21 protein-coding genes are annotated in these 26,298 nt (G+C 64.8%); 14 read left to right on the top strand and 7 right to left on the bottom strand.

What is annotated here, in order from left to right; genetic code table 11:
* The first annotated feature begins 81 nt into the window (after nucleotides 1–81).
* Complete coding sequence (gene tyrS, locus BMX36_RS02765) at nucleotides 82–1,308, top strand: tyrosine--tRNA ligase (RefSeq protein WP_093063607.1); 1,227 nt, start codon at nucleotides 82–84, stop codon at nucleotides 1,306–1,308.
* Between the two features lie 33 nt (nucleotides 1,309–1,341).
* On the opposite strand, the gene BMX36_RS22020 is transcribed toward tyrS, so the two are convergent.
* From BMX36_RS22020 to recG, 3 genes are all read right to left on the bottom strand, one after another.
* Nucleotides 1,342–2,616, bottom strand: a complete 1,275-nt coding sequence (locus BMX36_RS22020; protein ID WP_256210632.1) for a hypothetical protein — start codon at nucleotides 2,614–2,616, stop codon at nucleotides 1,342–1,344.
* A 114-nt stretch (nucleotides 2,617–2,730) separates the two neighbouring features.
* On the bottom strand, nucleotides 2,731–3,168 hold the full coding sequence (locus BMX36_RS02755; protein WP_093065168.1) for a DMT family transporter: 438 nt from the start codon (nucleotides 3,166–3,168) through the stop codon (nucleotides 2,731–2,733).
* A gap of 13 nt (nucleotides 3,169–3,181) precedes the next feature.
* Nucleotides 3,182–5,236 carry an ATP-dependent DNA helicase RecG gene (gene recG, locus BMX36_RS02750; RefSeq protein ID WP_093063605.1) on the bottom strand — a complete coding sequence of 685 codons (2,055 nt, stop codon included), beginning with the start codon at nucleotides 5,234–5,236 and terminating at the stop codon, nucleotides 3,182–3,184.
* A 151-nt stretch (nucleotides 5,237–5,387) separates the two neighbouring features.
* On the opposite strand from recG, the gene BMX36_RS02745 reads away from it, so the two are divergent.
* From BMX36_RS02745 to trmFO, 4 genes are all read left to right on the top strand, one after another.
* Nucleotides 5,388–5,672 carry an FAD assembly factor SdhE gene (locus tag BMX36_RS02745; protein WP_066782188.1) on the top strand — a complete coding sequence of 95 codons (285 nt, stop codon included), beginning with the start codon at nucleotides 5,388–5,390 and terminating at the stop codon, nucleotides 5,670–5,672.
* Nucleotides 5,673–5,799: 127 nt separating this feature from the next.
* On the top strand, nucleotides 5,800–9,255 hold the full coding sequence (gene mfd, locus BMX36_RS02740) for a transcription-repair coupling factor (protein ID WP_093063604.1): 3,456 nt from the start codon (nucleotides 5,800–5,802) through the stop codon (nucleotides 9,253–9,255).
* Between the two features lie 83 nt (nucleotides 9,256–9,338).
* Complete coding sequence (locus tag BMX36_RS02735) at nucleotides 9,339–10,892, top strand: MFS transporter (protein ID WP_256210631.1); 1,554 nt, start codon at nucleotides 9,339–9,341, stop codon at nucleotides 10,890–10,892.
* A 130-nt stretch (nucleotides 10,893–11,022) separates the two neighbouring features.
* Nucleotides 11,023–12,354 carry a methylenetetrahydrofolate--tRNA-(uracil(54)-C(5))-methyltransferase (FADH(2)-oxidizing) TrmFO gene (gene trmFO / locus BMX36_RS02730; protein WP_093063603.1) on the top strand — a complete coding sequence of 444 codons (1,332 nt, stop codon included), beginning with the start codon at nucleotides 11,023–11,025 and terminating at the stop codon, nucleotides 12,352–12,354.
* On the opposite strand, the gene BMX36_RS02725 is transcribed toward trmFO, so the two are convergent.
* Together BMX36_RS02725 and BMX36_RS02720 are read right to left on the bottom strand one after the other, a co-directional pair.
* Nucleotides 12,351–12,818: an EF-hand domain-containing protein gene (locus BMX36_RS02725; protein WP_093063602.1), complete on the bottom strand. Its 468-nt coding sequence runs from the start codon at nucleotides 12,816–12,818 to the stop codon at nucleotides 12,351–12,353. The two genes, trmFO and BMX36_RS02725, sit on opposite strands and share 4 nt — an antisense overlap.
* A 52-nt stretch (nucleotides 12,819–12,870) precedes the next feature.
* Complete coding sequence (locus BMX36_RS02720) at nucleotides 12,871–13,533, bottom strand: squalene/phytoene synthase family protein (protein WP_093063601.1); 663 nt, start codon at nucleotides 13,531–13,533, stop codon at nucleotides 12,871–12,873.
* A gap of 140 nt (nucleotides 13,534–13,673) precedes the next feature.
* Here BMX36_RS02720 and BMX36_RS02715 point away from each other — a divergent pair, with 140 nt between their 5' ends.
* From BMX36_RS02715 to BMX36_RS02690, 6 genes are all read left to right on the top strand, one after another.
* Entirely contained in the window at nucleotides 13,674–15,515 is a 1,842-nt protein-coding gene (locus tag BMX36_RS02715) for a pilus assembly protein TadG-related protein (RefSeq protein WP_177179002.1), read from the top strand.
* Nucleotides 15,512–16,096 carry a TadE/TadG family type IV pilus assembly protein gene (locus BMX36_RS02710; RefSeq protein WP_256210630.1) on the top strand — a complete coding sequence of 195 codons (585 nt, stop codon included), beginning with the start codon at nucleotides 15,512–15,514 and terminating at the stop codon, nucleotides 16,094–16,096. The genes BMX36_RS02715 and BMX36_RS02710 overlap by 4 nt, the downstream gene beginning before the upstream one ends.
* Nucleotides 16,093–16,743, top strand: coding sequence for a TadE/TadG family type IV pilus assembly protein (locus BMX36_RS02705; protein WP_093063599.1), 651 nt, complete (start codon nucleotides 16,093–16,095; stop codon nucleotides 16,741–16,743). Before BMX36_RS02710 ends, BMX36_RS02705 begins: the two co-directional genes overlap by 4 nt.
* A gap of 194 nt (nucleotides 16,744–16,937) precedes the next feature.
* Complete coding sequence (locus tag BMX36_RS02700; RefSeq protein ID WP_177179001.1) at nucleotides 16,938–18,674, top strand: TadE/TadG family type IV pilus assembly protein; 1,737 nt, start codon at nucleotides 16,938–16,940, stop codon at nucleotides 18,672–18,674.
* Nucleotides 18,671–19,243: a TadE/TadG family type IV pilus assembly protein gene (locus BMX36_RS02695; protein ID WP_066782196.1), complete on the top strand. Its 573-nt coding sequence runs from the start codon at nucleotides 18,671–18,673 to the stop codon at nucleotides 19,241–19,243. The genes BMX36_RS02700 and BMX36_RS02695 overlap by 4 nt, the downstream gene beginning before the upstream one ends.
* Nucleotides 19,243–19,887, top strand: coding sequence for a TadE/TadG family type IV pilus assembly protein (locus BMX36_RS02690; protein ID WP_093063597.1), 645 nt, complete (start codon nucleotides 19,243–19,245; stop codon nucleotides 19,885–19,887). The genes BMX36_RS02695 and BMX36_RS02690 overlap by 1 nt, the downstream gene beginning before the upstream one ends.
* Before the next feature lie 50 nt (nucleotides 19,888–19,937).
* On the opposite strand, the gene BMX36_RS02685 is transcribed toward BMX36_RS02690, so the two are convergent.
* Complete coding sequence (locus BMX36_RS02685; RefSeq protein ID WP_093063596.1) at nucleotides 19,938–21,374, bottom strand: pyruvate dehydrogenase complex E1 component subunit beta; 1,437 nt, start codon at nucleotides 21,372–21,374, stop codon at nucleotides 19,938–19,940.
* A 1-nt stretch (nucleotide 21,375) separates the two neighbouring features.
* Complete coding sequence (gene pdhA / locus BMX36_RS02680; protein WP_093063595.1) at nucleotides 21,376–22,419, bottom strand: pyruvate dehydrogenase (acetyl-transferring) E1 component subunit alpha; 1,044 nt, start codon at nucleotides 22,417–22,419, stop codon at nucleotides 21,376–21,378.
* Nucleotides 22,420–22,547: 128 nt separating this feature from the next.
* Here pdhA and BMX36_RS02675 point away from each other — a divergent pair, with 128 nt between their 5' ends.
* The 3 genes from BMX36_RS02675 (at nucleotide 22,548) to BMX36_RS02665 (ending at nucleotide 26,140) form a co-directional block, all read left to right on the top strand.
* Nucleotides 22,548–23,840: an MFS transporter gene (locus tag BMX36_RS02675; RefSeq protein ID WP_066782200.1), complete on the top strand. Its 1,293-nt coding sequence runs from the start codon at nucleotides 22,548–22,550 to the stop codon at nucleotides 23,838–23,840.
* Nucleotides 23,837–24,757, top strand: coding sequence for a cysteine synthase A (gene cysK / locus BMX36_RS02670; RefSeq protein ID WP_066782201.1), 921 nt, complete (start codon nucleotides 23,837–23,839; stop codon nucleotides 24,755–24,757). The genes BMX36_RS02675 and cysK overlap by 4 nt, the downstream gene beginning before the upstream one ends.
* A 147-nt stretch (nucleotides 24,758–24,904) precedes the next feature.
* A complete protein-coding gene (locus tag BMX36_RS02665) occupies nucleotides 24,905–26,140 on the top strand; it encodes a cell wall hydrolase (protein WP_093063594.1) in 1,236 nt (411 codons plus the stop codon).
* Nucleotides 26,141–26,298 lie beyond the last annotated feature (158 nt).

Genomic DNA, 26,298 nt, shown 5'->3' with positions numbered 1-26,298 from the left:
ACTCCACCACTCACCTGCGCCGAACGGTCACGCTCCCCAAGCTTTGCTCAGGCAGGTTTGGCGTGTAACGCCGCCCGCATCATGACCGACCATCAGTCCGATCTCCTCCGCGTTCTCACCGATCGCGGCTACATCCACCAGACGACCGACGCCGCCGCCCTCGATGCGCTGGCCACGAAGCAGGTGGTGCCGGGCTATATCGGCTTCGATCCCACCGCGCCCTCGCTCCACGTCGGCAGCCTCGTCCAGATCATGCTGCTGCGCCGCCTCCAGGAGACCGGCCACAAGCCGATCGTCCTGATGGGCGGCGGCACCGGCAAGATCGGCGACCCGAGCTTCAAGGAGGAATCGCGCCAGCTCCTCACCACGGATCGCATCGCCGACAACGTCGCCTCGATCCGCCGCATCTTCGAACGTTTCCTGACCTTCGGAGACGGCCCGACCGACGCGGTCATGGTCGACAATGCCGACTGGCTCGACAAGCTCGAATACATCCCCTTCCTGCGCGAGGTCGGCCAGCATTTCTCGGTCAACCGCATGCTCTCGTTCGATTCGGTGAAGCTCCGGCTCGATCGCGAGCAATCGCTCAGCTTCCTCGAATTCAACTACATGATCCTGCAGGCCTATGACTTCCGCGAGCTCGCGCTGCGCCATGGCGTGCGGCTGCAGATGGGCGGCAGCGATCAATGGGGCAATATCGTCAACGGCATCGAGCTCGCCCGCCGCATGGACGGCACCGAGGTGTTCGGCGTGACGACCCCGCTGCTCACCACCGCCGACGGCACCAAGATGGGCAAGACCGTCGCCGGCGCGGTGTGGCTTCACGAGGACCAACTGCCGCACTTCGATTACTGGCAATTCTGGCGCAACACCGACGACCGCGACGTCGGCCGCTTCCTGCGCCTCTACACCGACCTGCCGCTCGACGAGATCGCCCGGCTGGAGGCGCTGGAAGGCGCCGAGATCAACGAGGCGAAGAAGATCCTCGCCAACGAAGCCACCGCCATGTGCCGCGGCCGCGAGGCGGCGGAGCAGGCAGCAGAAACCGCGCGCCGCACCTTCGAGGAAGGCACGAGCGGCGACGCGCTGCCAACGTTCGCGGCGAACGGCGAGGTGCCGCTGGTCGACGTGCTGGTCGGCCTCGGCTTCTGCGCCTCGAAGGGCGAGGCCCGCCGCCTGATCAAGCAGGGCGGCGCGCGCGTGGGCGTGGACAAAGTGACCGATGAGACCGCGACGGTAGCGGTCGGCGCGGAGCCGGTGCGCGTGTCGGCGGGCAAGAAGAACCACGGGTTGCTCGTGGCGGGGTAACCCGCCCCTCTCACCGCCAAGCGACCCTCGGCGTTACTCGGAAAGCTTGTAGTCGATGATCGCAAGATTGCCGACGATCGAGAACGACCGACTATCGCGGCCGAACCTCAGATCAAAATCAAACGATTCCGGTTTGTTGAACCGTTGGATCTCGCGTCCGTCGCTCATTGAGATAAGCGCGATCGTGTCTTCACGCGACGTCTTGTCCGGTGGCATCGAGACCAGCGCGAGACGTCCATCGGGGCTGATCGCGGGCTTCCAGCTACTCGAAAAGCCATAAGCCGTACCGTCGATGCTCCACAATTTGCGACCCGTTTCAATATCCCACAGGGCTGCGACTGTACCGCTCTGGGGCGTTCGCTTCTCACATTCAGGTCTGCGGGGTGGTGGGTTGTAATGCTCGCAAATCCAGCCCTTCGCGCTCAGTCCTGCCATAATCAGAATGCGTTTCAGATCCGGGGACAACGCAAATTTCGCGGAACCACGCGGACCAATTTCTAGCCGCATCTCCCGCAAGGGCATGCCTTGTCGCCACTCGAACCAGCGATCGTCGCTGACCTTGAACACCGCATGCACCTTCCCGCGCCGATCCAGCCTCGCGTCGATGAGGCCGACCAACGTCCGGGGTTTCGTCCCAAGCGCAAGCGGCAGGGGCACAGCCTGCAACACCTTGCCACGGCGCGCATTGATGATGCCGAGCGTTGGTGTCGGATCATCGTGTTCGGGCCGGTAATAGCCCCCTTTCGTACCAAACTCCGCCACGGCCAGCCCGCTATTCCCAACCCAGAAGACGCCGTCGAGGCCTCCTGCCGGATACGTCATCGGGCGCAAAGAGTATGGCTCTCCCTCGATCGGGATAGCGATCGGAGAAAGCGGGCCACGCGCAAAGCCGCTCGGCTCAACCGTATCTCGCCTTACCCCTAGAACGGTTTTCGAATCCTGCGCCCATGCGAATGGCGGCACGTTGCTGTAACCGAGGCTAGCGATGCCCTCTCGCGTCTCGATCATGCGTGGTAGGGTGGATGATCCGATCGACCCGATCCACAGTCGCTTATAGCCAGAAACCAGATAGTGGCGCCCGTCCGGCGAGAGGGCAGGCGCGGACATCGACGTAGAAGAGTTCAAGCGGGGCGGGCAATAGACATTTGCCAGCCGATAGGGCCCGCCAGAAATCGGAACGGCGCGCGCCATAATGGTGTGATGACACTCGACCGGCGTCGGTTCTGGGTCCGACCCAACCTCCTGAGCCGAAACCGCGGCAGCCGCGAGCGCCACCCCGATCAGCCCGGCGGAAACTGCCCTCTTCATGCGCGAAACTCGTCATCGATTGATCGTTATGGGTCAGTCTGGCTGTCAGCTTCGGCGCGCGCAAGCGCGCGCAAGAAGGTATGCCGCCAAGTTGATCGTACTGACTGTCGAACGTCACCGCCGCACCAAGAAAACCCCCGCCACTACCAGCGCCAATCCCGCCAGCCGCGTCACGCTCACCGGCTCCTGCTTCAACCCCAGCAGTCCGAAGTGATCCAGCACCACCGCCATCGATAATTGTGCCGCCAGCGTCACGGTCAGCGTCACCGCCAGCCCCAGCCGTGGCGTGGCATAAGCCACCGCCGCCACGAACACGACGCCATACAGCCCGCCCACCCACGCCCAAGGCGGCGCGTTGCGGATCGCCGCCACCGGCGTCCGGTCGAACAGCGCCCAGATCGCCAGCAACAAACTCACCCCGCCGGTGAACGACACCAAAGAGGCGAACCACACCGATCCGGTCGATCGCGCCAGCATCGCGTTGGTCGGCGACTGCACCGCCACGCACAGCCCGGCAAATACGGCGAACAGCATCGGCAGCAGCGCATTCATGCCGGCGTGGCTATCACCCGGACCGCAGCAGCGCCACGCCCGCATCCCGCTCGAACAGATACAGCGCCACTCGCGCCGCCTGCCCCCGCGCCCCCGCCAGCCCGCCGTCGCGATCGATCAGCAGCCGCGCATCGTCCGCCGCGATCGGCAGCAGCTCGCCGAGCAGCTCCGGCGTCGCCAGCCGGAACGCCGCCTCGCCCGACTGCCGCGTGCCCAGCAACTCGCCCCCGCCGCGCAGCCGCAGGTCCTCCTCCGCGATCCGGAACCCGTCGTTGGTCTCGCGCATCAGCGCCAGCCTTGCCCGCGACGTCTCGCTCAGCGATCCGCCGCGCATCAGCAGGCAGCGCGACTGCCCCCCGCCGCGCCCCACGCGCCCGCGCAACTGGTGGAGCTGCGCCAGCCCGAAGCGATCGGCATGTTCGATCACGATCAGCGTCGCATTGGGCACGTTGACGCCCACCTCGATCACCGTCGTCGCCACCAGCACGCCAAGCTCGCCGGCGGAGAAGCGCGCCATCACCGCATCCTTCTCCGGCCCGCGCATCTTGCCGTGCACTAACCCGACACGATCCCCGAACCGCGCCGCCAGCGCCGTCGCCCGCGCCTCCGCCGCGGCAAGATCGCTCTTCTCGCTCTCCTCCACCAGCGGGCACACCCAATAGGCCTGCTTGCCGTCCGCGAGATGTCGGCCGAGTGCATTGACCACCTCGTCCAGCCGCTCTTCGCTGATCACCAAAGTCTCCACCGGCTCGCGCCCCGGCGGCATTTCATCGAGCCGGCTCTGGTCCATCTCCCCATGCTGCGCGAGGACGAGCGTGCGCGGGATCGGCGTCGCGGTCATCGCCAGCAGATGCGGCGTGGTCTTGCCCTTGGCTGACAGCGCCAACCGCTCGGCGACGCCGAAGCGATGCTGCTCGTCCACCACCACCAGCCCCAGATCGCGATAGGTCACCGCCTCCTGGAAGATCGCATGCGTCCCGATCAGCACATCGATCGAGCCATCCGCCAGCCCCATCAGCACGCCCTCCCGCGCCCGCCCCTTGTCGCGCCCGGTCAGCACCGCGATGTTGATCGGCAGGCCCGCCAGCGTCTCGCGCAATGTCTCATAATGCTGTCGCGCGAGGATCTCTGTCGGTGCCAACAAGGCCCCCTGGGCGCCCGCTTCCACCGCGATCAGCAGCGCCAGCGCCGCGACCAAAGTCTTGCCAGACCCCACATCACCTTGCAGCAGCCGCAGCATCGGCGCGTCCTGCGCCAGATCGCCTTCTATCTCGCGAACCGTCCGCGCCTGCGCCCCCGTCAGCGCATATGGTAAGTTCAGCCGATCGCGAAGTCGTCCATCCCCGCGCAGCCCCCGTCCGCGCCGCTTCCGCGTATCCTGCCGCACCAGCGCCAGCGCCAGCTGGTTGGCGAACACCTCGTCATAAGCGATCCTCGCCCGCGCCACCGCATCGGACGGATCGGCGTGGATGCGCGCCAGCGCGTCCTTCCACGCGGGCCAATCTCGCTGCGCCAGCAGGCCCGGCTCGATCCACTCGGGCAGCTCGGGCGCACGCTCGATCGCCTGCGCAACCAGCCCCGCAACCCGGCGGGAGGTGATCCCTTCCGACAAAGGATAGATCGCTTCCCGCTCGCGAAACGCGTCCTCGCCGTCGATGACCTCGGGGTGGATGATCTGCAGCTCCTGCCCATACATCTCCAGCTTGCCGGAAATGCGCACGGCTTCGCCAACCGTGTAGAGCTTACGCACCATGCCGCTCGACCGACCGAAATAGACGAGGCTGACATAGTTCCCCAACGCGTCGGTCGCTTGCACCCGCGTCGGCCCGCGTGGGGAGGAGGACACGCGAATGTCGCGGGGGATCAGCGTGATCGCAATCGTCCGGCCGGCGTCCTGCATCATCAGCTCGTCACGCGGCAGGCGATCGATCCACCCGCTCGGCAGGTGAAAAGCCACGTCTACAACACGCGCGAGGCCCAACCGGTCGAGCGGCTTGGCGAGCGTCGCCCCCACCCCTTTTAACGCGGTGACTTCGGCGAACAGCGGATTGAGGATATCGGGTCGCATGACTATCTGGTTGTCAGCCCTACCCGTTCGGGCTGAGCCTGTCGAAGCCCGTGCCGCGGAATACATGCTTCGACAAGCTCAGGACGAACGGTGTTCGAATTCGCAGCCGACCGCGCGAAACCGCGGCCGGCCATCTGCCGTTGGAGCCCGCATGGATCAAGACACCCGCCTGAAGCGCACCCGCTTCCGCGCCTGGCACCGCGGCACCCGCGAAGCCGATTTCATGATCGGCGGCTTCTTCGACGCGCATCACGCCGGCTGGAGCGAAGACCAGCTCGCATGGTTCGAGCGGCTGCTGGAGGAGCAGGACGTCGACATCATGGGCTGGGCGATCGGCTCGATCCCCTGCCCGGCCGAGTGGGACGGCGAGATGATGCAGACGATGCGCAAGGTGGATTTCGCCGTAGCGCTACCCGGCACCAGATCCGGGGTGTGAACAAGTCTCCCTCTCCCCGCCAGCGGGGAGAGGGTCGGGGAGAGGGGCAGTCAAAAGCCTCATCTCCCGAACACTGCCCCTCTCCCCTGCCCTCTCCCCACAAGTGGGGAGAGGGAGAAGGACGTAGATGCCAGACCTCAAGACGATCCTCACCGCCACTACCCCCCTCACCCTCGCGGGCGTGCCGAGCGGTTTCCTCCCCAGCCTTCTCGCCGATCTCGCCCGCGCCGCGAAGACCCGCGCCGTCTTCATCGCGCCCGACGAAGCCGCGATGCGCGCCATCGCCGCCACCGCGCATTATTTCGCGCCCGAGATCGAGATCGTCGAATATCCGGCGTGGGACTGCCTGCCCTATGACCGCGCCTCCCCCACGTTGCGCGTCATGGCCGAACGCATCGGCGCCCTCCACAAGCTCCAGAGCAAGCCGAAAACCCCGCAGCTCGTCCTCACCACCGTCAACGCCGCCACCCAGCGCACGCTCACCCCGTTCCGCATCCGCCAGCTCGTCGCCAACCTGAAACCCGGCGAGCGCATCGCCCGCGACAAGCTCGCCGCGCTGCTCTCCGCCAACGGCTATGTCCGGACCGACACGGTCCACGACGCCGGCGAATATGCCGTCCGCGGCGGCCTGGTCGATCTCTTCCCCTCCGGCGAAACCCAGGCCCTCCGCCTCGATTTCTTCGGCGACGAGATCGAGAGCGTCCGCACCTTCGACCCCGCCGACCAGCGCACCACCGGCAACATCAAGGGCTTCACCCTCCTCCCCGCCTCCGAGGCGCTGCTGGACGAGGAGAGCATCAAGCGCTTCCGCAGCCGCTACCGCGAAACCTTCGGCGCCACCGCGACGGGCGACCCGCTTTACCAGGCGGTCAGCGAAGGCCGCCGCCTCGCCGGCATGGAGCATTGGCTCCCGCTGTTCGAGGAGCGCCTCGAAACCCTCTTCGACCATCTCGGCGACGACGCGCTGATTGTCCGCGACGGCGGCGTGAAGGCGGCCGGCGAGGCACGCTTCGAGGCCGTCGCCGACTATTACGAGAACCGGAAACGCGCTGAGGCCGCCCAGCCCGGCAGCTACCGCGCGCTCCCGGCCAAGACGCTCTACATGCCGCCGAAGGAGTGGGAGGAAGCGCTCACCGCCGCCACCGCCCACGTCACCACTCCGTTCCACGAGCCCGAGTCAGCCACGGTGATCGACTTCAACGTCGACGGCCCGCGTGATTTCGCGCCCGAGCGCGCCGCGAACACCAACGTCTACGAAGCCGTCGTCGATCACCTCAAGGCGCTGCGCAAAGACGGCCGCACCCCTGTCCTCGCAAGCTATTCTCCCGGTGCTCGTGACCGCCTCGCCAACCTCCTCAAGGACCACGGCCTCACCGGCGCCAAGGCGGTCGAGACCTGGCAGGAGGCACAGGGCGTCGGGGAAACGCAGACCGCCCTTATCGTCCTCCCCCTCGACCATGGCTTCACCGCGCCCAGGGTCGCCGTCCTCACCGAGCAGGACATGCTCGGCGACCGCCTCGTGCGCCGCGCCAAGCGCCGCAAGTCCGCCGACGCCTTCCTCGCCGAACTCGCTACGCTCTCCCCCGGCGATCTCGTCGTCCACACCGATCACGGCATCGGCCGCTATGTCGGCCTCACGCAGGTGCCCGTCGCCAAGGCCCCGCACGATTGCGTGCAGCTGGAGTACGCCGGCGGCGACAAGCTCTACGTCCCCGTCGAAAACCTCGAAGTCCTCAGCCGCTACGGCTCCGGCGAGGAGGGCGCGAGCTTGGACCGGCTCGGCGGCGAAGCATGGCAGCGCCGCAAGTCCAAGATGAAGGAGCGCATCCGCGAGATCGCGGGTGAACTCATCGCCACCGCCGCGCTGCGCGCGCTCCGCCAGGGTGAAGTCGCCGAGCCCGATTCCAGCGGCTACCCCAGCTTCGTCGACCGCTTCCCCTATCAGGAAACCGACGATCAGGATCGCGCGATCGAGGAAACGCTCGCCGACCTGTCCGCCGGCAAGCCGATGGACCGCCTCATCGTCGGCGACGTCGGCTTCGGCAAGACCGAGGTCGCGCTGCGCGCCGCCTTCGTCGCGGCGATGGCGGGGATGCAGGTCGCGGTCGTCTGCCCCACCACGCTTCTCGCGCGCCAGCACTATCAGAATTTCATGGCCCGCTTCGAAGGCTTCCCGATCCAGATGGGCCGCCTCTCGCGCCTCGTCACCGCGGCGGAGACCAAGCGCGTCAAGGAAGGCCTTGCCGACGGAACGATCGACGTCGTCATCGGCACCCACGCGCTCCTCGCCAAGAACGTCGACTTCAAGCGCCTCGGCCTCGTCATCGTCGACGAGGAACAGCGCTTCGGCGTCACCCACAAGGAACGCCTCAAGACGCTCCGCGCCGACGTCCACATCCTCACCCTCACCGCAACGCCGATCCCGCGCACGCTGCAGATGGCGATGAGCGGCCTGCGCGAACTCTCCGTCATCCAGACGCCCCCGGTCGACCGCCTCGCGGTGCGCACCTATGTGATGCCTTGGGATCCCGTCGTCCTGCGCGAGGCGCTGCTGCGCGAACATTATCGCGGCGGCCAGAGCTTCCTCGTCACCCCGCGCGTCGCCGACCTGCCCGACATCGAGGAATATCTCCGCAAGGAAGTCCCCGAGATCCGCTACGTCATCGCCCATGGCCAGATGGCGGCAAGCGAGGTCGAGGAGCGGATGAGCGCCTTCTACGACAAGAAGTTTGAAGTGCTCGTCTCCACCACGATCATCGAGAGCGGCATCGACATCCCCTCGGCCAACACGATGATCGTCAACCGCGCTGACCGCTTCGGCCTCGCCCAGCTTTACCAGCTGCGCGGCCGCGTCGGCCGCTCCAAGACGCGCGCCTATGCCTATATGGTCACGCCCCCCGAGCGGCAGATGACCGAAGCCGCGGAAAAGCGCCTTAAGGTGCTGAGCGACTTGGATTCATTGGGCGCCGGCTTCCAGCTGGCGAGCCACGATCTCGACATCCGCGGCGCTGGCAATCTGCTCGGCGACGAACAGTCCGGCCATATCAAGGAGGTGGGATACGAACTCTACCAGTCGATGCTCGAAGAAGCGATCATGGATGCCAAGGCCGGCGGCCTCGCCAGCCGCCCGCGCGACTTCTCGCCGCAGATCACGGTGGATGCGCCGATCCTGATCCCGGAAGAATACGTCCCCGATCTGGACCTGCGCATGGCACTCTACCGCCGCCTCAACGAACTCGACGAGAAGCGCGAGCTGGAGGCCTTCGCGGCGGAAATGATCGATCGCTTCGGGCCTTTGCCGGAAGCGACCGACAATCTCGTCAAGGTCATTGAGATCAAGATGAACGCCAAGACGGCCTGCGTCGCGAAAATGGACGTCGGCCCCAAGGGCGCGTTGGTCAGCTTCCACGATGATACACCGCCAAACGTCGCTGGCCTGTTGGCCTATGTCGACAAGCTTGGCCCGATTGCGAAGCTGCGCCCCGACTCGAAACTCGCGTTGCAGCGCAACTGGGCCGATCCGGCCGCGCGGCTTCACGGCGCGCTGCAGCTGTCGAAGGGGCTGGCGAAGGCAGCTGGTTGAGTCGCCTGTGCCGCGCGGCACAGGCATCTTCCTTGTCTCCCGTTCCTCTTCTACTGGCGGCCGATGAGGACCGGGGCAAACCAATGAGTCACGTGATCGGCGCGCGGCGATCCGTCGTGGGTGAACGATGGCCGATGTTCTGGGTCGGGTGCGCTGCCATCAGCCTGGGGGTTCTGCTTCACCTGCCGATGCTGGCGATGGCGCACTCGATGGGCAATCATCTGTCGGGAATGCCGATGGACGGCTGGATGTACCTTGGCATGGCGCTGATCGGGGTTGGCGTTCCGGCTGCCCTGTACGGCGCATTGCCCAAGACGCGCCCTGATCCGCGCGCCGGCGCAGACATTGTGTTCGAGGCATCCAATGATACCCCGCTCACCCGCACTCATGCGGCGGTCATTGTCGTCCTTACTTTGGGGCTCGTGATCGACACGATGAAGCCTGCGACGCTCGGCTTCGTGCTGCCCGGGCTGCGGCTGGAATATGGCATCGAGCGATCGACTGCCGCGCTGCTGCCATTTGTCGCGCTCTGCGGCACCACCGTCGGATCTTTCCTCTGGGGCTGGCTGGCCGACGTTTACGGCCGGCGGGTCTCGATCCTGCTGTCCACCATCCTTTTCGTATCCACCTCGATCTGCGGCGCGATGCCGTCCTACGAGTGGAACTTGGTGATGTGCTTCCTCATGGGATGCTCGGCCGGTGGCATGCTGCCGGTCGTCTACACCTTGCTGGCGGAAGTCATGCCGCCCCGGCATCGCAGCTGGGTACTCGTTCTGGTTGGCGGCACCGGCCTCGTCGGCGGCTATCTTGCGGCCAGTGGCGCGGCGCGCCTTTTGGAGCCGTCCTATGGCTGGCGAAGCCTCTGGCTGCAGGGTTTCCCAACTGGCCTGCTGCTGCTTGCGATGGCGCGCTGGATTCCGGAATCGCCTCGCTTTCTCCTCGTCCGGGGATTGCAGGACGAGCTGGCCATGATGACGCGGCGGTTCGGCATCGTCCGGCGCAAACTTCCTGTCGGCGGCTCGCCCGAGCTGGCGCAGCATGGAAGCCAGACCAGGCTGACGCTCTCGCTGGTCGTCACCGCTCTTTCGTGGAGCTTCGTCAACTTCGGCCTGTTGCTGTGGCTACCCTCCGACCTGCGCGACCGCGGGTTCAGCGCGGAACTTGCCAGCGGCATCATCGCCAGTTCGGCCCTCGTGGCGTTGCCAACCATCCTGCTCGCGGCGCTGCTCTACAGCCGCTGGAGCAGCAAGCGCACGCTGATCGGCACCATTCTCCTGACCTTCATCGGCCTTGCCGGCGCACTCCTGCCCGCGCCAATCCTCTCCGATCCACCAGTGCTGATCGCCGTGCTTGCGCTGCTCGTGATCGGCACCAACGGCCTGATCGCCGTGCTGCTTCCTTATGCCGCTGAAAGCTACGCCATGTCGGTACGTGGCCGTGCGACAGGGCTGATCGCGGGGAGCAGCAAGTTCGGCGGCGTCGCGGTCCAGCTTGGCGCCTTCGCGGGATTGATCCCGACACTCGGCGGCGCCGCCATCGCGCTGATCGTGCCGGTGGGGCTATCGGCCGTCCTGGTCGCGCGGGCGGGCCGGGAAACGCACGGCCGCAGCTTGCAGGAGCTGGAAGCCGAAATTTGACGTGGTGCGCCAGGACATCGGCGCCGCGTTGGTCGTCCCATGGTCAACGTCCTCGGACGATCACCGGTTGAGTGCGCGACATCGGTCCTGCCCGTTTCCTTCCCGCTCTCGCCCGGCTATCGCGCGACGAATGACCCACGACATCCACGTTATCGGCGGCGGGCTCGCCGGGAGCGAGGCCGCCTGGCAGCTTGCCGAAGCCGGCCACAAGGTTCGCCTTTCCGAAATGCGCGGCTCGGGAGAGAACACCCCCGCGCACCATACCGATCACCTCGCCGAGCTCGTCTGCTCGAACAGCTTTCGCTCCGACGATCCCGACAGCAACGCGGTCGGCCTGATCCATCAGGAAATGCGCGCGCTCGGCTCGCTGATCCTACGCGAGGGTGACAGGCACAAGGTGCCCGCCGGATCCGCGCTGGCGGTCGACCGAGACGGCTTCTCCGCCGGCGTCACCGCCGCGCTCGAGGCGCATCCGAACATCACCATCGTGCGCGAACGGATCGACACGCTCCCCGACGGCCCGGCGATCATCGCCACCGGTCCGCTCACCGCGCCCGGCCTGTCAGAGGCGATCGCCGGTGAGACGGGCAAGGACGCCCTCGCCTTCTTCGACGCCATCGCGCCGATCGTCCACCGCGATACGATCGACATGGACAAGGCTTGGTTCCAGTCGCGCTGGAACAAGGGCGACGGCACCGATTACATCAATTGCCCGCTCACCCGCGAGCAGTACGACGCTTTCGTCGAAGGCCTGCTCGCCGGCGAGAAGAGCGTGCCGCGCGAGTGGGAGAACGTCCCTTATTTCGAAGGCTGCATGCCGATCGAGGTGATGGCGGAGCGCGGGCGCGAGACGTTGCGCTTCGGCCCGATGAAGGGCGTCGGCCTCGACCAGCCCGGCACGGAATCGCCCGAGCATCCGCAAGGTCGCTGGCCCTATGCCTGCGTTCAGCTGCGGCAGGACAATGCCGCAGGCACGCTTTGGAACATCGTCGGCTTTCAGACCAAGTTGAAGCACGCCGAGCAGGTCCGCCTGTTCCGCACCATTCCCGGGCTGGAGAATGCCGAGTTCGCGCGGCTCGGCGGCCTCCACCGCAACACCTTCCTCCGCTCGCCCGAGCTGCTCGATCCCGAGCTGCGGCTGAAGTCGCGTCCGAACGTCCGCTTCGCTGGTCAGATCACAGGCTGTGAGGGCTATGTCGAAAGCGCCGCGATCGGCTTGCTGGCGGGTCGCTTCGCCGCGGCTGAGCTGGCCAACGGGACGATGGCCCCGCCCCCGGTCGAGACGGCGCTTGGCGCGCTCCTCAATCACATCACCGGTGCTGCGGTGGCGGAGACCTATCAACCGATGAACGTCAATTTCGGCCTCTTCCCGCCGATCGAAGGCCGCACCAGAAAGGCCGATCGCAAGAAGATGTACACCGATCGCGCCCGCGCCGCGCTGGCGGCATGGATGGCTGCCTAATTATCCTCGTCCCTGCCTGCCGGACAGGCGCACTTCGGCTTGGCGGAGCGCTTGACGGCGGTGGTGGCGAATTCGGCGCGGTCCATGCTCCCGGACTTATCGCGATCGGCGGTGGCGAACTTGGTGGTTGTCTTCACCGCCCATTCGTCAAAGGTCAGCCGCCCATCGCTGTTCGCGTCCAGTTTCGCATAGGCCTTGCGACGGGACACCAGATATTCCTCGCGCCCGATCCGATCGTCGCGATCCTTGTCGTACCGGTCGAACCGTTTCTCCTCGCGTGTCCGCTCGCTCGCCTCCGGTACGGGAGGATCGCCCGGAGCGTCATCTTGAAGCACGCTTGTCGCGCCCGACGACGGCGGAGCCGGCGGAAGCACGGGATCGGTACGCGCCCGGCCGGAAAACAACGTCCAGCCGGCCGCCACCATCAACAATGCCGCAAGTCCGCCGGCCAGATACCGCCACATGCCCCGCTCTCCCCCGGCGGCCATGCTAGCGGCTTCATCCGCATCGGCAAGCCTAGCGGCCGCTCAGCCGGTGCCAGGCAAGGCGTAACACCCGGCCCGGCGCACCCACCGGCCGCTCGCCGGCCAGATCGGCTGCAGCGACATGGAGCAGCGCGCCGATGAACCGCCCCGCCGGGCTCCATCGCTGCGCCGATGCTTGCTGGACAAGCGGCCGCGCCAGCGCCGCCGCGCGTGCGGAAAGATCCGTATCGACTGTCAGCCGCGACAGATCGGCGAGCGCCCAGCCCGCGCCGGCCGCAGTCGCATCGTCCGCTGCGCCGGCAAGCCGTGCCGCCTCGGTGAACAGCATGCCGCGCTCCTCACCGAACGCGATCAGCGCCTCCTCATCCGGCGTTTGCAGCAAGCGCTCCCATCCGATCTCCATCCGGGCCAGCGCTGCGCCATCCACCCTCGCCGCCGCCAGCGTGCGCAGGATCGGCTGTGCCGGCGGCTCGCTTTGCCCCAGCGCCAACAGCGCCTCATGCCACCAAGTCAGCCGCAACTGCGCGACCATCGCGTCCCGCGTCCCGATCGCCAGCTTGGCCAAGGTGGCGTCCAGCGCGAACAACGCGCTGATCGCGGGCCGAACCGCCTCCGGCGCATAGCCCAGCGCCAGCGCGCGCTCGGGATGGCCGGCAGCAGGGTCGATCCCGAAGGTATCTGTGTCGTTAACCATGTCGTTTGATGCGGGTTTAGCGGCTGAGCGCCTAGAGCGGCTCCGGGACAATTAGCTTCAACTGGGGCGAAATGCGAGTGGGACGCAAATTTACTGGGCGACTGCCCAGCCTATTGTGGCGCGACAAACGCGGGGCGGCCTTGCCAATCCTGGCCGCCTTTACCATTCCGGCGATCGGCGCGATCGGCAGTGGCATCGACGCCGCCCGCATCTACATGACGAAAAGCCAGTTGCAGGCCGGCGTCGACGCGGCGGCGCTGGCAGGTGCGCGTGCCTTTGCCGTGACGGACACGAGCGCCAAGGGCCGATCGAAACAGGTCGAGGCCTATTTCTTCGGCAACTTTCCGCTCGGCTACATGCATTCTCAGAACCTGCAGGTCACGCCGACCTTCACGACTGACAAAGGCATCAACATCACGACGGTGGAAGCATCCGCCGACCTGCCGTTGACCTTCATGAGCGTGCTGGGTTTCGACAAGCAACCCGTGCGGGCGGTAGCGCGCGCCGAACTCCAGCCACGTCCGTTGGAAGTGATGGTCGTGCTCGACAACACCGGGTCCATGAAGGACAACCTTCCAAGAGACGCGAACGGCGTGGTGAAGACCCGCATGACTGCGACGAAGGATGCCGCTAAGAGCTTCGTCGAAATCCTTTATCAAGGCGCCGAGACCCGAAAGGAGCTCGCGCTTGGCTTTGTGATGTATGACATCACGGTGAACGTCGGTCACTTGCTGACCAAGTGGCGGTCCTCGTCCGTACGCACGCTGCCCGGCTTCAACGACAGCTACATGCAGTCTTTCGGAAGCTGGCCCAGCAACCCGATGGCCTGGAAGGGCTGCGTTCTTGCCGATGACAGTGTGAAGGACATCAATACCAACTACTCCACGCCCGAAACGGGCGCATGGGACGTTGTTCGTTCACTCCCGGGTGAAAACAATCACCCGCCGGTCACACCCTATTTCATCCCGCCCTTCTGGGTGCCGAAGATGCAGGCGGGAAATGTCACCGCAGACAAGACCGGCGATCCGACACATGATTACTATCAGGTCGCCAATGTAGAACCTGGCTTCAACCTGTACAAGATCACCGACATGGACGCGAACGTGATCAATTACGCGTTCAACAACATTCCGGCCTTGTCCTCTTCGCCATACCGGCGATGGATGTATTATTATTATCTCGGCCTCAACGACACGGCCGCCAACAATGCCAATGACGTAATCACGCTGAAGGGTGGCGGTTTCTACGATCCCAAGATGTATTCGTGGAACTTCACCACTCAGAGCGGCACGCCGTTCGAGGTTCACTATGATCGTATTCCGAACTTCGGAGCTTGGAAACCTGCTACTGCCTACACGATCAACCCGAAGGGCGGCAGCACGAACAGTGGTTCTCAGAACAAGACGGAACCGCCAAGCCCCAATTGGCAATGTCCGGAGGAGGCCGAACCGATCGTATACGGCAAGGCGAAATCCTATTGGGTAGACACGGTGATCGGCCAGAAGAATGGCGCGATTTATCCGGCGAATGGCACATTGCACCATGCGGGCCTGCTGTGGGGCTATCGCCTCCTGGTGCGCGACGACGTGTTCACGCGCAGTAACCCGACCAACGAGGAGGCGAAGCGCGCGCTGGTGTTCATGACCGATGGTGAAACGGCGCTCGGCGCGGCGCAAAACGGCTTCACCGATCGTACGTTCACCTTCTACGGAAACTATGCCGACGCGCCGATCAGCGCCAGTGCCGGCGGTCTGACGACGCAGTCCGAACGACGCTTCTCCAAGACGTGCGCGTCGCTTCAGGCGGAGACCAACGCGCCCAAGGTGTACATCATCGCGCTGACGACCACCAACGCCAACACGCTCGCCATGTTCGAGCGGTGCGCACCGGGACGCGTCTATCGAACATCCGATACGGCGTCGCTCAAGTCCGCATTTGACGACATCGCCACCGAACTCGTCGACCTGCACCTCACGAAATGAAGACGATGATATCAGCCCTTCGCCGCGACCGGCGCGGCGTGACCGTGGTCGAATTCGCCCTCATATCGCCAGTGATGCTGGCGATGATCTGCGGCACGCTTGAAGTCGGACACATGATGTTCGCCCGCGCCGCGCTGGAAGGCGCTGTCGTGGAGGCTGCGCGCGCTGCGACGGCCACGCTGGAAAGCAGCGAGGACGCGCGCGAAACGGTGACCCGCGCAAGCATCATCAATGCCATGAGCGGCTTCCCCACGGCGCCCAATCGGACGGTGACGATCACCACCAAGGTGTTTCACGACTTCTCGTCCGCAACGCCCGAGAACTTCACCGACGCGAACCGCAATGGCGTGTACGACGTTGGGGAGGATTACATCGACCGTAACCGTAATGGCGTCTGGGATCCGGCAGTGCAGATCCCCGGCAAGCTTGGCGGACCAGGCGATGTCGTGTCCTACACCGCCGTTTTCCCCAAAAGGATGCTGTTCGGCGGGCTGACGTCGTGGATCGGCATTCCCAATGAGACAACACTCACCGCGACCACCGTGGTGCGCAACGAAGCGGTTGTGAGGAAGGCGGCGTGAAGCTCCGATCCTTCAGGTCCTTGATCGCCGACAAATCCGGCGTGGCAATGCTCGAATTCGCCTTGTTCGCCCCGCTTCTGCTGGCGGTGATCATGAGCGGCTTTGAACTTGGCAATTATGCGATGGCGCACAATCGCGTGCAGCGTCTTGCGGCAATGACCGCCGACCTTGTCGCGCAGAGCGGCACGGGAAGCGTTGGCGCGACCGAGGGGCAGATCTACGACCTGTTCAGCGCGATCGAGCTGACGGCGCAGCCATTCGATCTGGCCGATCACGGCCGCGTCATCATCACCGCGGTGAAGGGGACCGACAACGACAATAATGGCGATGTCGAGAACCGCATCCTGTGGCAGCGCTTCGATGGCGCCTATACGACAGCGGCGCCGACGCTCGGCTGCAACCTGACCACCGCTTTGGCGACACTGCCGAACAGCCGCATGCTGCCGCTGGATGAGATCCTCTTCCACGTGCAGGTGACATACAATTACCAGCCGCTGCTCAGCAGCTATCCCATGCAATGGCTGCGGCTCGAAGAAAGCTTCACCCGGACAGCGATGTTCCGTGCGCGTAACAAGGATTTCCAAAGCCCGACGCCGAGCAGCCGCTTTCCCCCCAAGAAGAACTGCAACACGGCAACCGGCTTGTAGCCCTACCCGCCCCTCTCTCACCGGCGATGGCGAGGTGCTTTGCCCCTCTCTGCTAAACGCCCCCTTCAACAACCTTCCCGTCAGGCGAGGAGGTCGGTAGCGCGCGGCCCTGACCATTAACCACGTTACCTTACAATAGCTTAGGGCATTACCGGGCAAGGCGTCGCGGTTACGCGATTATGTCTGTGCTAGGCTTGAAGCGAGAAGAGAAACACGGGGCTGCGCAGTTCCTCGCACGTCTGCGCCGCGATGTTCGGGGTAACACGCTGGCGATCATGGCGGCAGCGATGATCCCTCTGCTCGCGCTGATCGGATCGGGCGTCGACATGACGCGCGCCTATATGGCGCAGAACCGCCTTCGTCAGGCGTGCGACGCCGGCGCGCTGGCGGGACGTCGACTGCTGACGGGCACGACCGTCACCACGGCGCTGCGTACGGAAACGCTGAAATACTTTGATTTCAATTTTCCGCGTTCGCCGGTCCCCTTCTTCGAAGCCGCCAACTTCGAACCGGCCATCACCATTCCGCAGCAGGGAACCCTCCGGGTGACGGCGGCCACCAGCATCCCGACGACGATCATGAAGATGTTCGGCTTCAACACGCTCGGCATCTCGGCGACCTGTTCTGCAACCCAGGACTTTGTCGGCACGGACATCATGCTTGTTCTGGACATGTCGGGGTCGATGAATTGCGCTCCGGGCGTTTCCGGCAACTGCAACGAGGTTGAAGCGTCCAATTCGAAAATGAGCGCACTGCGCTCCGCAGCAACCTCTCTTTACGACACCCTCAAGTCCGCTCAGGATCAGTTACATTCCAATAACCTGAGGCTGCGCTACGGGTTTGTCCCCTACAACGCCACGATCAATGTCGGGCGCCTGGTATATGCCAAGAACCCGACATACATCCGGAGCGGTAACTACCTTTACAACACCCGGGTTACTCCGACACAAACAAATACGTCGACTGAACAGCGTTACACGAGCAAGTCGCAGTGCGACGCGGCGAATGGCTCTTACCAGGCGATCATCGGAAATTTGCTCGGTATCTGCACGATCACGACGACGACAACCACAAATGGCAGCCCGACGTGGGGCAAGTTTCCGATCGACATATCGCAATACGTCACCGGATCTTCCGTGAGCACGCCAACGGCTCCAGGAACACGATCCAGTTGGGCGGGCTGCATCGAAGAGAGAATTACCAACAATGTCCTGATCAATGGCGGCAGCAGCACCAGCGCGCCGAGCGACGCATGGGACCTCGACATCAATCGCATCCCGAACTCTGACGAAAGTCGCTGGGCGCCGTGGTGGCCGGAAGTCGTGTACAGGGTGAACGAGAACTCCCAGGCAACAGAAACCCGCTACTGCGCCAGTCAGGCGTCTCGCCTGCGGGAATATTACAACGACAAGGCATCCTTCACGAGCTACCTCAACTCGCTCGATCCTCAAGGATCTACCTATCACGACATTGGAATGATCTGGGGCGCCCGCTTCATTTCGCCCTACGGGATCTTCGCTTCCTCGACACCGGAAACGAACAATCCCAACGATCCGGACAACCCGGTGAAGTTGCGCGGCTTCAACGTGCGCAAGTACATCATCTTCATGACGGATGGCGACCTGTCGCCCAATATGAACGAGTACACCACCTATGGCGTGGAAAGCCTGGACAAGCGTGTTCTTGGCACCGCCAGCGGCAGCACCGCTCAACTCAACCGCCATCTTCAGCGCTTCCGTATGGCGTGCAACGCGGCCAAGAGCCAGAATACCGAAGTCTGGGTGATCGCATTCGCGACCACGCTTACGGACGACATGCGGAAGTGTGCGTCTGATGACAGCAAGGCGGCGGGTATCTCGTCTTCTGCCGATCTGATCGCCAAATTCCAGGAAATCGGATCCAAGATCGGATCGCTGAGGCTCAGCCAATGATACAAGCGCTTCGGTCCGATCGCCGCGGCGCTACGATCGTCGAATTCGCGCTCATCATCCCGGTAATCTGCATGATCCTGGCTGCTGGCATTGAGATCGGCTATCGAGCGTACCTCACCGCGATCGTTCAAGGCGCATTGCTGGAGGCGTCACGTCTCGCGACGGTCGGCGACCAATCCGGCGAGACCATCGACAACGTGATCAAGGAACGTGTCGCGATGCTCTCCGACGCGAGCAACGTCAAAAGCATCCAGAAGGAAAGCTTCTTCAACTTCTCCAACGTCGGAAAGCCGGAAAAGATCACGTCGGATACGGATCCAGTCGGCAGATATAATGTCGGGGATTGCTATGAAGACGCCAACAACAATGGCGTGTACGATCTCGAATACAATACTGGCATCGGTACGGCGGACGACATCGTTCGCTATACGGTGACGGTGGAATATCCTAATATCATGCCGGTGAACAAGATACTCGGCTGGGGGTCGGCGCAGAAGATCGTGGCTTCCACTGTTCTGCGGAACCAGCCGTTTACGTCGCGCGCGCAGCCCACGATCCGGTGCAACTGATGCCACATCTGCTTCGCCGCCTCCATCGCGACCAGCGAGGGCTGGCGTTGCTGGAGTTCGCCTTCACGCTGCCGATCGTACTGACCATTGCCCTTTATGGCGTGGAGATCGCCAATTATGGCATCTCCATCCTGCGCGTGCATCAGATCGCGGCCACCGCTGCCGATAATGCAGCGCGCGTTCGTGAATCGATCAGTGAGGCAGACGTCAACGAAGTGCTGCTCGGCGGCAAGATCGTGGGCGAAGCGATGAACTTCGCCACCCGAGGCCGGATCGTTCTGAGCGATGTCATGCCCAACGGGAAGACGGGGTCGCTCGCTGGACAGACCATCCTCTGGCAGCGCTGTAGCGGAACGCTCAACCGAACTGAATCGCAGCCGCAATATGGCACGCAGGGGAAAGGTGCCAATGATGCTTCGCTTCAGGCCATGGGCGCCACCGGGCGTCAGATCGCCGCATCGGCCGGTTCCGCGATGATCTTCGCCGAAGTCACCTATGTGTACGAACCGATTTTTTCGACCGTCGTCCTTGGCACGCCGGTGATCCGGTCGGAAGCGTCGTTCACCGTTCGCGAACGCGCCTCCGAAACGCTGAATGCCGCAACGGGAAGCACGCCAAGCGTCTGCACCCGTTACGATCTCTGAGCATCGAGCGCGCTCCGCCCGCCCACCAAATGAGCGGGCGGAGCCTGCACTTACTCCTTGTACGTCACCTTCTTCACCGCCTCGACGATCTTGTCGGACGAGATCAGCGCCAGCTTCTCGAGGTTCGCGGCATAAGGCAGCGGCACGTCCTCGTTGCACACGCGCACGACCGGGGCGTCGAGATCGTCGAAGCCCTCCTCCATGCAGATCGCGATGATCTCGCTGGCGATCGAGCAGGTCGGCCAGCCTTCTTCGGCCACGACCATGCGGTTGGTTTTGGCTAGGCTCTTGAGCACCGTTTCCTTGTCGAGCGGGCGCAGCGTGCGCAGGTCGATCACCTCCGCCTCGACGCCTTCCTCGGCCAGCTTGTCGGCGGCTTCCAGCGCCAGGCCCACGCCGATCGAATAGCTGACGATCGTCACGTCCTTGCCCTCGCGCATGATGCGCGCCTTGCCGATCGGCAGGATCCAATCGTCCAGCTTCGGCACCTCGAACGAGCGGCCGTAGAGCAGCTCGTTCTCGAGGAACACAACAGGGTCGGTGGAGCGGATCGCGGCCTTCAGCAGGCCCTTGGCATCCGCCGCGTCATAGGGCGCGATCACGATGAGGCCCGGCACGCTGGCATACCACGGGCCATAGTTCTGCGAGTGCTGCGCGCCGACGCGGCTCGCGGCGCCGTTCGGGCCGCGGAACACGATCGGGCAGCGCATCTGGCCGCCGGACATATAGTTCGTCTTCGCGGCCGAGTTCACGATGTGATCGATCGCCTGCATCGCGAAGTTGAACGTCATGAACTCGACGATGGGCTTGAGCCCGCCCATCGCCGCGCCCGTGCCGACACCGGCGAAGCCATATTCGGTGATCGGCGTGTCGATGACCCGGCGGTCGCCGAATTCATCGAGCAGGCCCTGCGTGACCTTGTACGCGCCCTGATATTGCGCGACTTCCTCACCCATCACGAACACGCGCTCGTCCGCGCGCATTTCCTCGGCCATCGCATCGCGCAGCGCCTCGCGGACGGTCGTCTTGACCATCTCGGTGCCCGCGGGGATCGCCGGGTCGGCAACCTCCGCGTCGTGCTTCGCGGCCTCGAACATCTGGCGCGCGCCGGTTTCCACCTTTTCCTGCGCCGGATGAGCCGAATCTTCGACGCCATCGTCCTTCTTGGCGTCGGCCTTTGCCTTGGGCTCGGGCTCGTCGTCCTTGGTTTCAGCCGGCGCCTTGTCGGCGTTACCGGCTTCTTCGCCCTCGCCCTGCAGCTGCATGATGACGGTGCCGACCTTCACATTGTCGGTGCCCTCGGCGACCAGGATCTTGCCCACGGTGCCCTCGTCGACCGCTTCGAACTCCATCGTTGCCTTGTCGGTCTCGATCTCGGCCATGATGTCGCCGGACTTCACCGTGTCGCCTTCCTTGACGAGCCACTTGGCGAGCGTGCCCTCCTCCATGGTGGGGGAGAGCGCCGGCATCTTGATGTCGATCGCCATCTCAATACTTCTCCACCAGCACGTCGGTATACAGTTCCTTGGGATCGGGTTCGGGGGTGCTCTCGGCGAAGTCCGCGGACTCGTTCACGACCTTGCGGATCTCGCTCTCGATTGCCTTCAGCTCGTCTTCCTTGACGCCCTTGGCATCCAGCAGCCTCTTCACGTGTTCGATCGGATCGGACTTGTCGCGCACCGCCTGCACTTCCTCACGGCTGCGATATTTGGCCGGATCGGACATCGAGTGGCCGCGGTAGCGATAGGTCTTCATCTCCAGGATGATCGGCCCCTTGCCGGCGCGCACCCATTCGAGCGCCGCCTCGGCCGCACCACGCGCCGCCAGCACGTCCATGCCGTCAACCTGGATGCCGGGAATGCGGAAGCTCTCGCCGCGGCGATACAGCTGATCCTCGGCAGAAGCGCGATTCACGCTCGTGCCCATGGCATATTGATTGTTCTCGATGACGAAGATGACGGGCAGCTTCCACAGCTCCGCCATGTTGAAGCTTTCGTACACCTGGCCCTGGTTGGCCGCGCCGTCGCCAAAATAGGCCAGGCACACGCCGCCATCATTGTTGTACTTGTGCGCAAAGCCAAGTCCGGCGCCCAGTGACACCTGGGCACCGACGATGCCGTGCCCGCCATAGAACTTATGCTCCACGCTGAACATGTGCATGGAGCCGCCCTTGCCCTTGGAGATGCCGGCCTGACGGCCGGTCAGCTCCGCCATCACGTCCTTGGGCGGGATGCCGCACAACAGCATGTGGCCATGGTCGCGATAGCCGGTGATCACGCTGTCCTTCTCGGTCAGCGCGGACTGCAACCCGACGGCCACGGCTTCCTGGCCGATGTACAAATGGCAGAAGCCGCCGATCAGGCCCAGGCCATAAAGCTGGCCCGCCTTCTCTTCGAAGCGGCGGATAAGGAGCATGTCCTTGTAGAATTGCAGCAGTTCGTCCTTGGACGCCTCATAAGGCTGCGGCTCGTTGGGACGTTCACGATTGGGTACGGGCGGTTCGGCGCTCTTGGCGCGGGCTGTTCTTGCCACGGGGCTGGACCTCGCAGGTTCCTAGGGGAAAGGGAGAATGCGGCCTATAGGCCCCAACCCGAGCCGCGCGCAACGCTGTGGCATTGCCCGTTGTGTCGGTAAGGAGCGCGACCTAAGTCCGCAGCCGCATGTCAGCCGCCATTCACCCGCTTCGCATCGCCAATTACCGCAGCTACTGGCTGGCCCGCCTCGCCAGCACGATTGCGCAATCGGCGCTCGCCATCGTCCTCGGCTGGCAGGTGTACAGCATGGCGCGCGAGACGATGGACATACGCGACGCCGCGTTCCTTCTCGGCATGATCGGCCTGGCGCAGTTCGTTCCGCTTTTCCTCCTGACGCCGATCGTCGGATTAATCGCGGATTCGGTCGACCGCCGCTGGATCGTGCGCGGCACCACCACCCTGCTCGCCGCAAATGTGATGCTGCTCGGCCTGGCGACTTGGGAAGGCTGGATCAGCCTGCCGGTGCTGTTCGGTGCCGCGGTCCTCGTCGGCGTCGCGCGCGCGTTCGCCGGCCCGGCCTATGGGGCGCTGGCGCCAAACCTCGTCCCGCGGGAAAGCCTGCCCACCGCCATAGCGCTCGGCTCCATTGCCATGCAGGTCGGCTTCATCGCCGGCCCCAGCGTCGGCGGCCTCCTGTTCGCTATCGGGCCGATCACCGCTTACGCCGGCATGGCAACGATGTTCCTCCTGGCCTTGGTCATGTTGCTGACGATCCGCCGCGTGCCACAGCCGGCGGCGCAGAAGGACCGTCGACCGCTGGCGCGGATTATTGACGGCTTTTCCTATGTGAAGCGCAACCGGCTGGTGCAGGCGGCAATCACGCTGGACCTGTTCGCCGTGCTGCTCGCCGGTTCCACGGCGCTGCTGCCGATCTATGCGCGTGACATCCTTCATGTCGGCCCGACCGGCCTTGGCCTGCTCGCCGCGGGGATGGGGATCGGCGCGTCGCTCACCGGCATCTTTCTCTCCTTCCGCCCGATGAAAACGGACGTCGGCCGGAAGATGCTGATCGCGGTTGTGATCTTCGGCCTCGCCATCCTGACGTTCGGCATATCCACCAGCTTCGCGCTCAGCCTCGCCGCGCTGATCGTCGCGGGGAGCGCGGACATGGTGTCGATGTACGTGCGCGGCTCGCTGATCCAGCTTCACACCCCCGATGAGATGCGCGGCCGCGTCAGCGCCGTCAGCCAGCTCACCATTTCCGCCTCGAACGAACTGGGCGAGGCGGAAAGCGGCCTCATGGCGTCGCTCCTCGGGCCGGTCGGCGCCGTGGTGGTCGGGGGCGTCGGCGCGATCGGCATCACGCTCCTCTGGTCGCGGTTGTTTCCGGAACTGAAGCAGGCCAAGACCTTTGATCCGCCCGAGGAACCGCTCTCGGTCATCCCGCCCGAAACACAGCATGGAGTATCTCAGCCATGAAGGCGAACACGATCCTCGACACGATCGGCAACACCCCGCACATCCGGATGCAGCGGCTGTTTCCGGGATCCGAAGTCTGGATCAAGTCGGAGCGGTCGAACCCCGGCGGCTCGATCAAGGACCGGATCGCGCTCGCCATGATCGAGGCGGCAGAGGCCTCCGGCGACCTGAAGGCGGGCGGCACGATCATCGAGCCGACCAGCGGCAACACCGGCATCGGCCTAGCGATGGTGGCCGCGGTGAAGGGATACAAGCTCGTCCTCGTCATGCCCGAAAGCATGTCGCTGGAGCGCCGTCGCCTAATGCTCGCTTATGGCGCCACCTTTGATCTGACGCCGCGCGAGAAGGGGATGAAGGGCGCCATCGAGCGCGCGCTTGAGCTGGTCGAGACCACGCCCGGTGCCTGGATGCCGCAGCAGTTCGAAAACCCTGCCAACATCGACGTTCACGTGAAGACCACGTCGCAGGAGATCCTGAACGACTTCCGCGATTCGCCGATCGACGTGCTGATCACCGGCGTCGGCACCGGCGGCCACATCACGGGCGTTGCCGAAACGCTGAAGAAGGAATGGCCGAACCTGAAGGTCTTCGCCGTCGAGCCGGCGGCATCCCCCGTCATCGGTGGCGGCCAGCCCGGCCCGCACCCGATCCAGGGCATCGGCGCTGGCTTCATCCCCGCGAACCTCCACACCCAGGCGCTGGACGGCGTGATCGAGGTGGACGCGAACGTCGCCAAGGACATGGCGCGCCGCGCGGCCAGCGAAGAAGGCATGCTGGTCGGCATTTCGTCCGGCGCGACGCTGGCGGCGATCCTGCAGAAGCTGCCCGACCTTCCCGATGGCGCACGCGTCCTGGGCTTCAACTATGACACCGGCGAGCGGTATTTGTCGGTGCCCGAGTTCCTGCCCGAGGCGTAAGCCGCCGCGCGACGGGTGACCTAATCGCGGAACAGCCGGCCGGGAGCACTTTCCTCGCCGCCTGTTCCGCCGATGTCGCAGCCAGGGACACGCTTGGTGTCGCGTGCCAGCTTCGCCGCGCCGGCAAATTAGGTTAAGCGCCCCCGCGTGCCGACCGTTCGACCGCTTCACCTGATCCTTGCCCTGATCGCGCTCATCGCGATCGCCTTGCCGCTGATCGTCACAAATCTGGTGCCGCAGCCGATCGTCGAGGTCGGCCGGCCGATCATCTTGCGCCAGCCGCGCGTCCTGCCCCGGGCCGCACCGCCGCCGGTCGAGCCGGTGGAATATGCCGAGATCGCGCCGGAGGACGCGCGCGCGATCAATGCCGCCGTTCCCTTCGTGAAAGGCCCGGTCCCGCCCGCCCGCCCGTTCCGCTTCGTCGGCGATGCGAGTGCCTTCGCCCGCGCCACCGACTGTCTCGCCGCCGCCGCTTACTACGAGGCCGGCGACGATGCGGTCGGCGAGCGCGCGGTCGTGCAGGTGGTGCTGAACCGGCTGCGCCACCCCGCCTTCCCCAAGACGGTTTGCGGCGTCGTGTTTCAGGGCGCGGAGCGGAGCACCGGCTGCCAGTTCACCTTCACCTGCGACGGCGCGCTTCGGCGCACGCCTTCGGAGGTCGCCTGGACTCGCGCGCGGGAGATCGCGACCAAGGCTTTGCGCGGCGCGGTGTACAAGCCGGTCGGCTGGGCAACGCACTACCACACCGATTGGGTGGTGCCGTACTGGAGCTCCAGCCTCGACAAGATTGCCGAGGTCCATACGCATCTGTTCTTCCGCTGGGAGGGCTGGTGGGGCACCGGCCCTGCCTTCAACCGTGGCCAGCAGCCCGGCGAAGCCACGATCACCCAGCTCGCCGCCATTTCCGAACATCATCGCGGCGGCGATCCGCTGGCTGATGAAAGTCAGCTTGCCGAGACGGTCCCCTTCTTCGGCCGCACGCCCGCGCCGCTAGCCGGCGATCGCGACACGTTCCTGACGATGCTCAATCCCGCGCAGGCCGATACCTTTCACGGCATGGCGATAGCCTCCTGTGGTGATCGGGCGCGCTGCAAGTTCATGGGCTGGACGGAGCCGGATGCCATGGCCTTCACCCTGCCCCTCACGCCCGAGCAGATGAACGCCATGTCGTTCAGCTACATCCGCGATCGCGCTAGCAATCTCGAACGCGCCTTGTGGAACTGCGACGAGTTCAAGACGCGCTCGCCCTGCATGAAGCGCCTCGCCCTCCGCGCCGCCCCCGTCCCGCGCGACAACGCCCGCGGCCCTGCCGAGCTCGACGGCATACGCCGCAAGGGGGACATGGCTGAACCAGTGCCGGGGAATGCGGCCGGGGTTGAGTAGAGATCGGAGCCGTGGGGGGCCGGCGAAATTTGAAGGGCCGCTGCCGCCGCGAGCTGGAGGTTGATCCCGCCGATTTATCCGCCTCCCGGGCAAAGCGGCGCCGTTCGAAACCCCTTTGCCTACCTCACAAGCCCGTCATTCCAGCCTCGTGCCGGGAT

Origin of the sequence: Sphingomonas sp. OV641, assembly GCF_900109205.1 — a bacterium.
Classification (GTDB): domain Bacteria; phylum Pseudomonadota; class Alphaproteobacteria; order Sphingomonadales; family Sphingomonadaceae; genus Sphingomonas.
The sequence above is the reverse complement of the archived record's forward strand: the minus strand, read 5'-3'. Positions and strand labels throughout refer to the sequence as shown.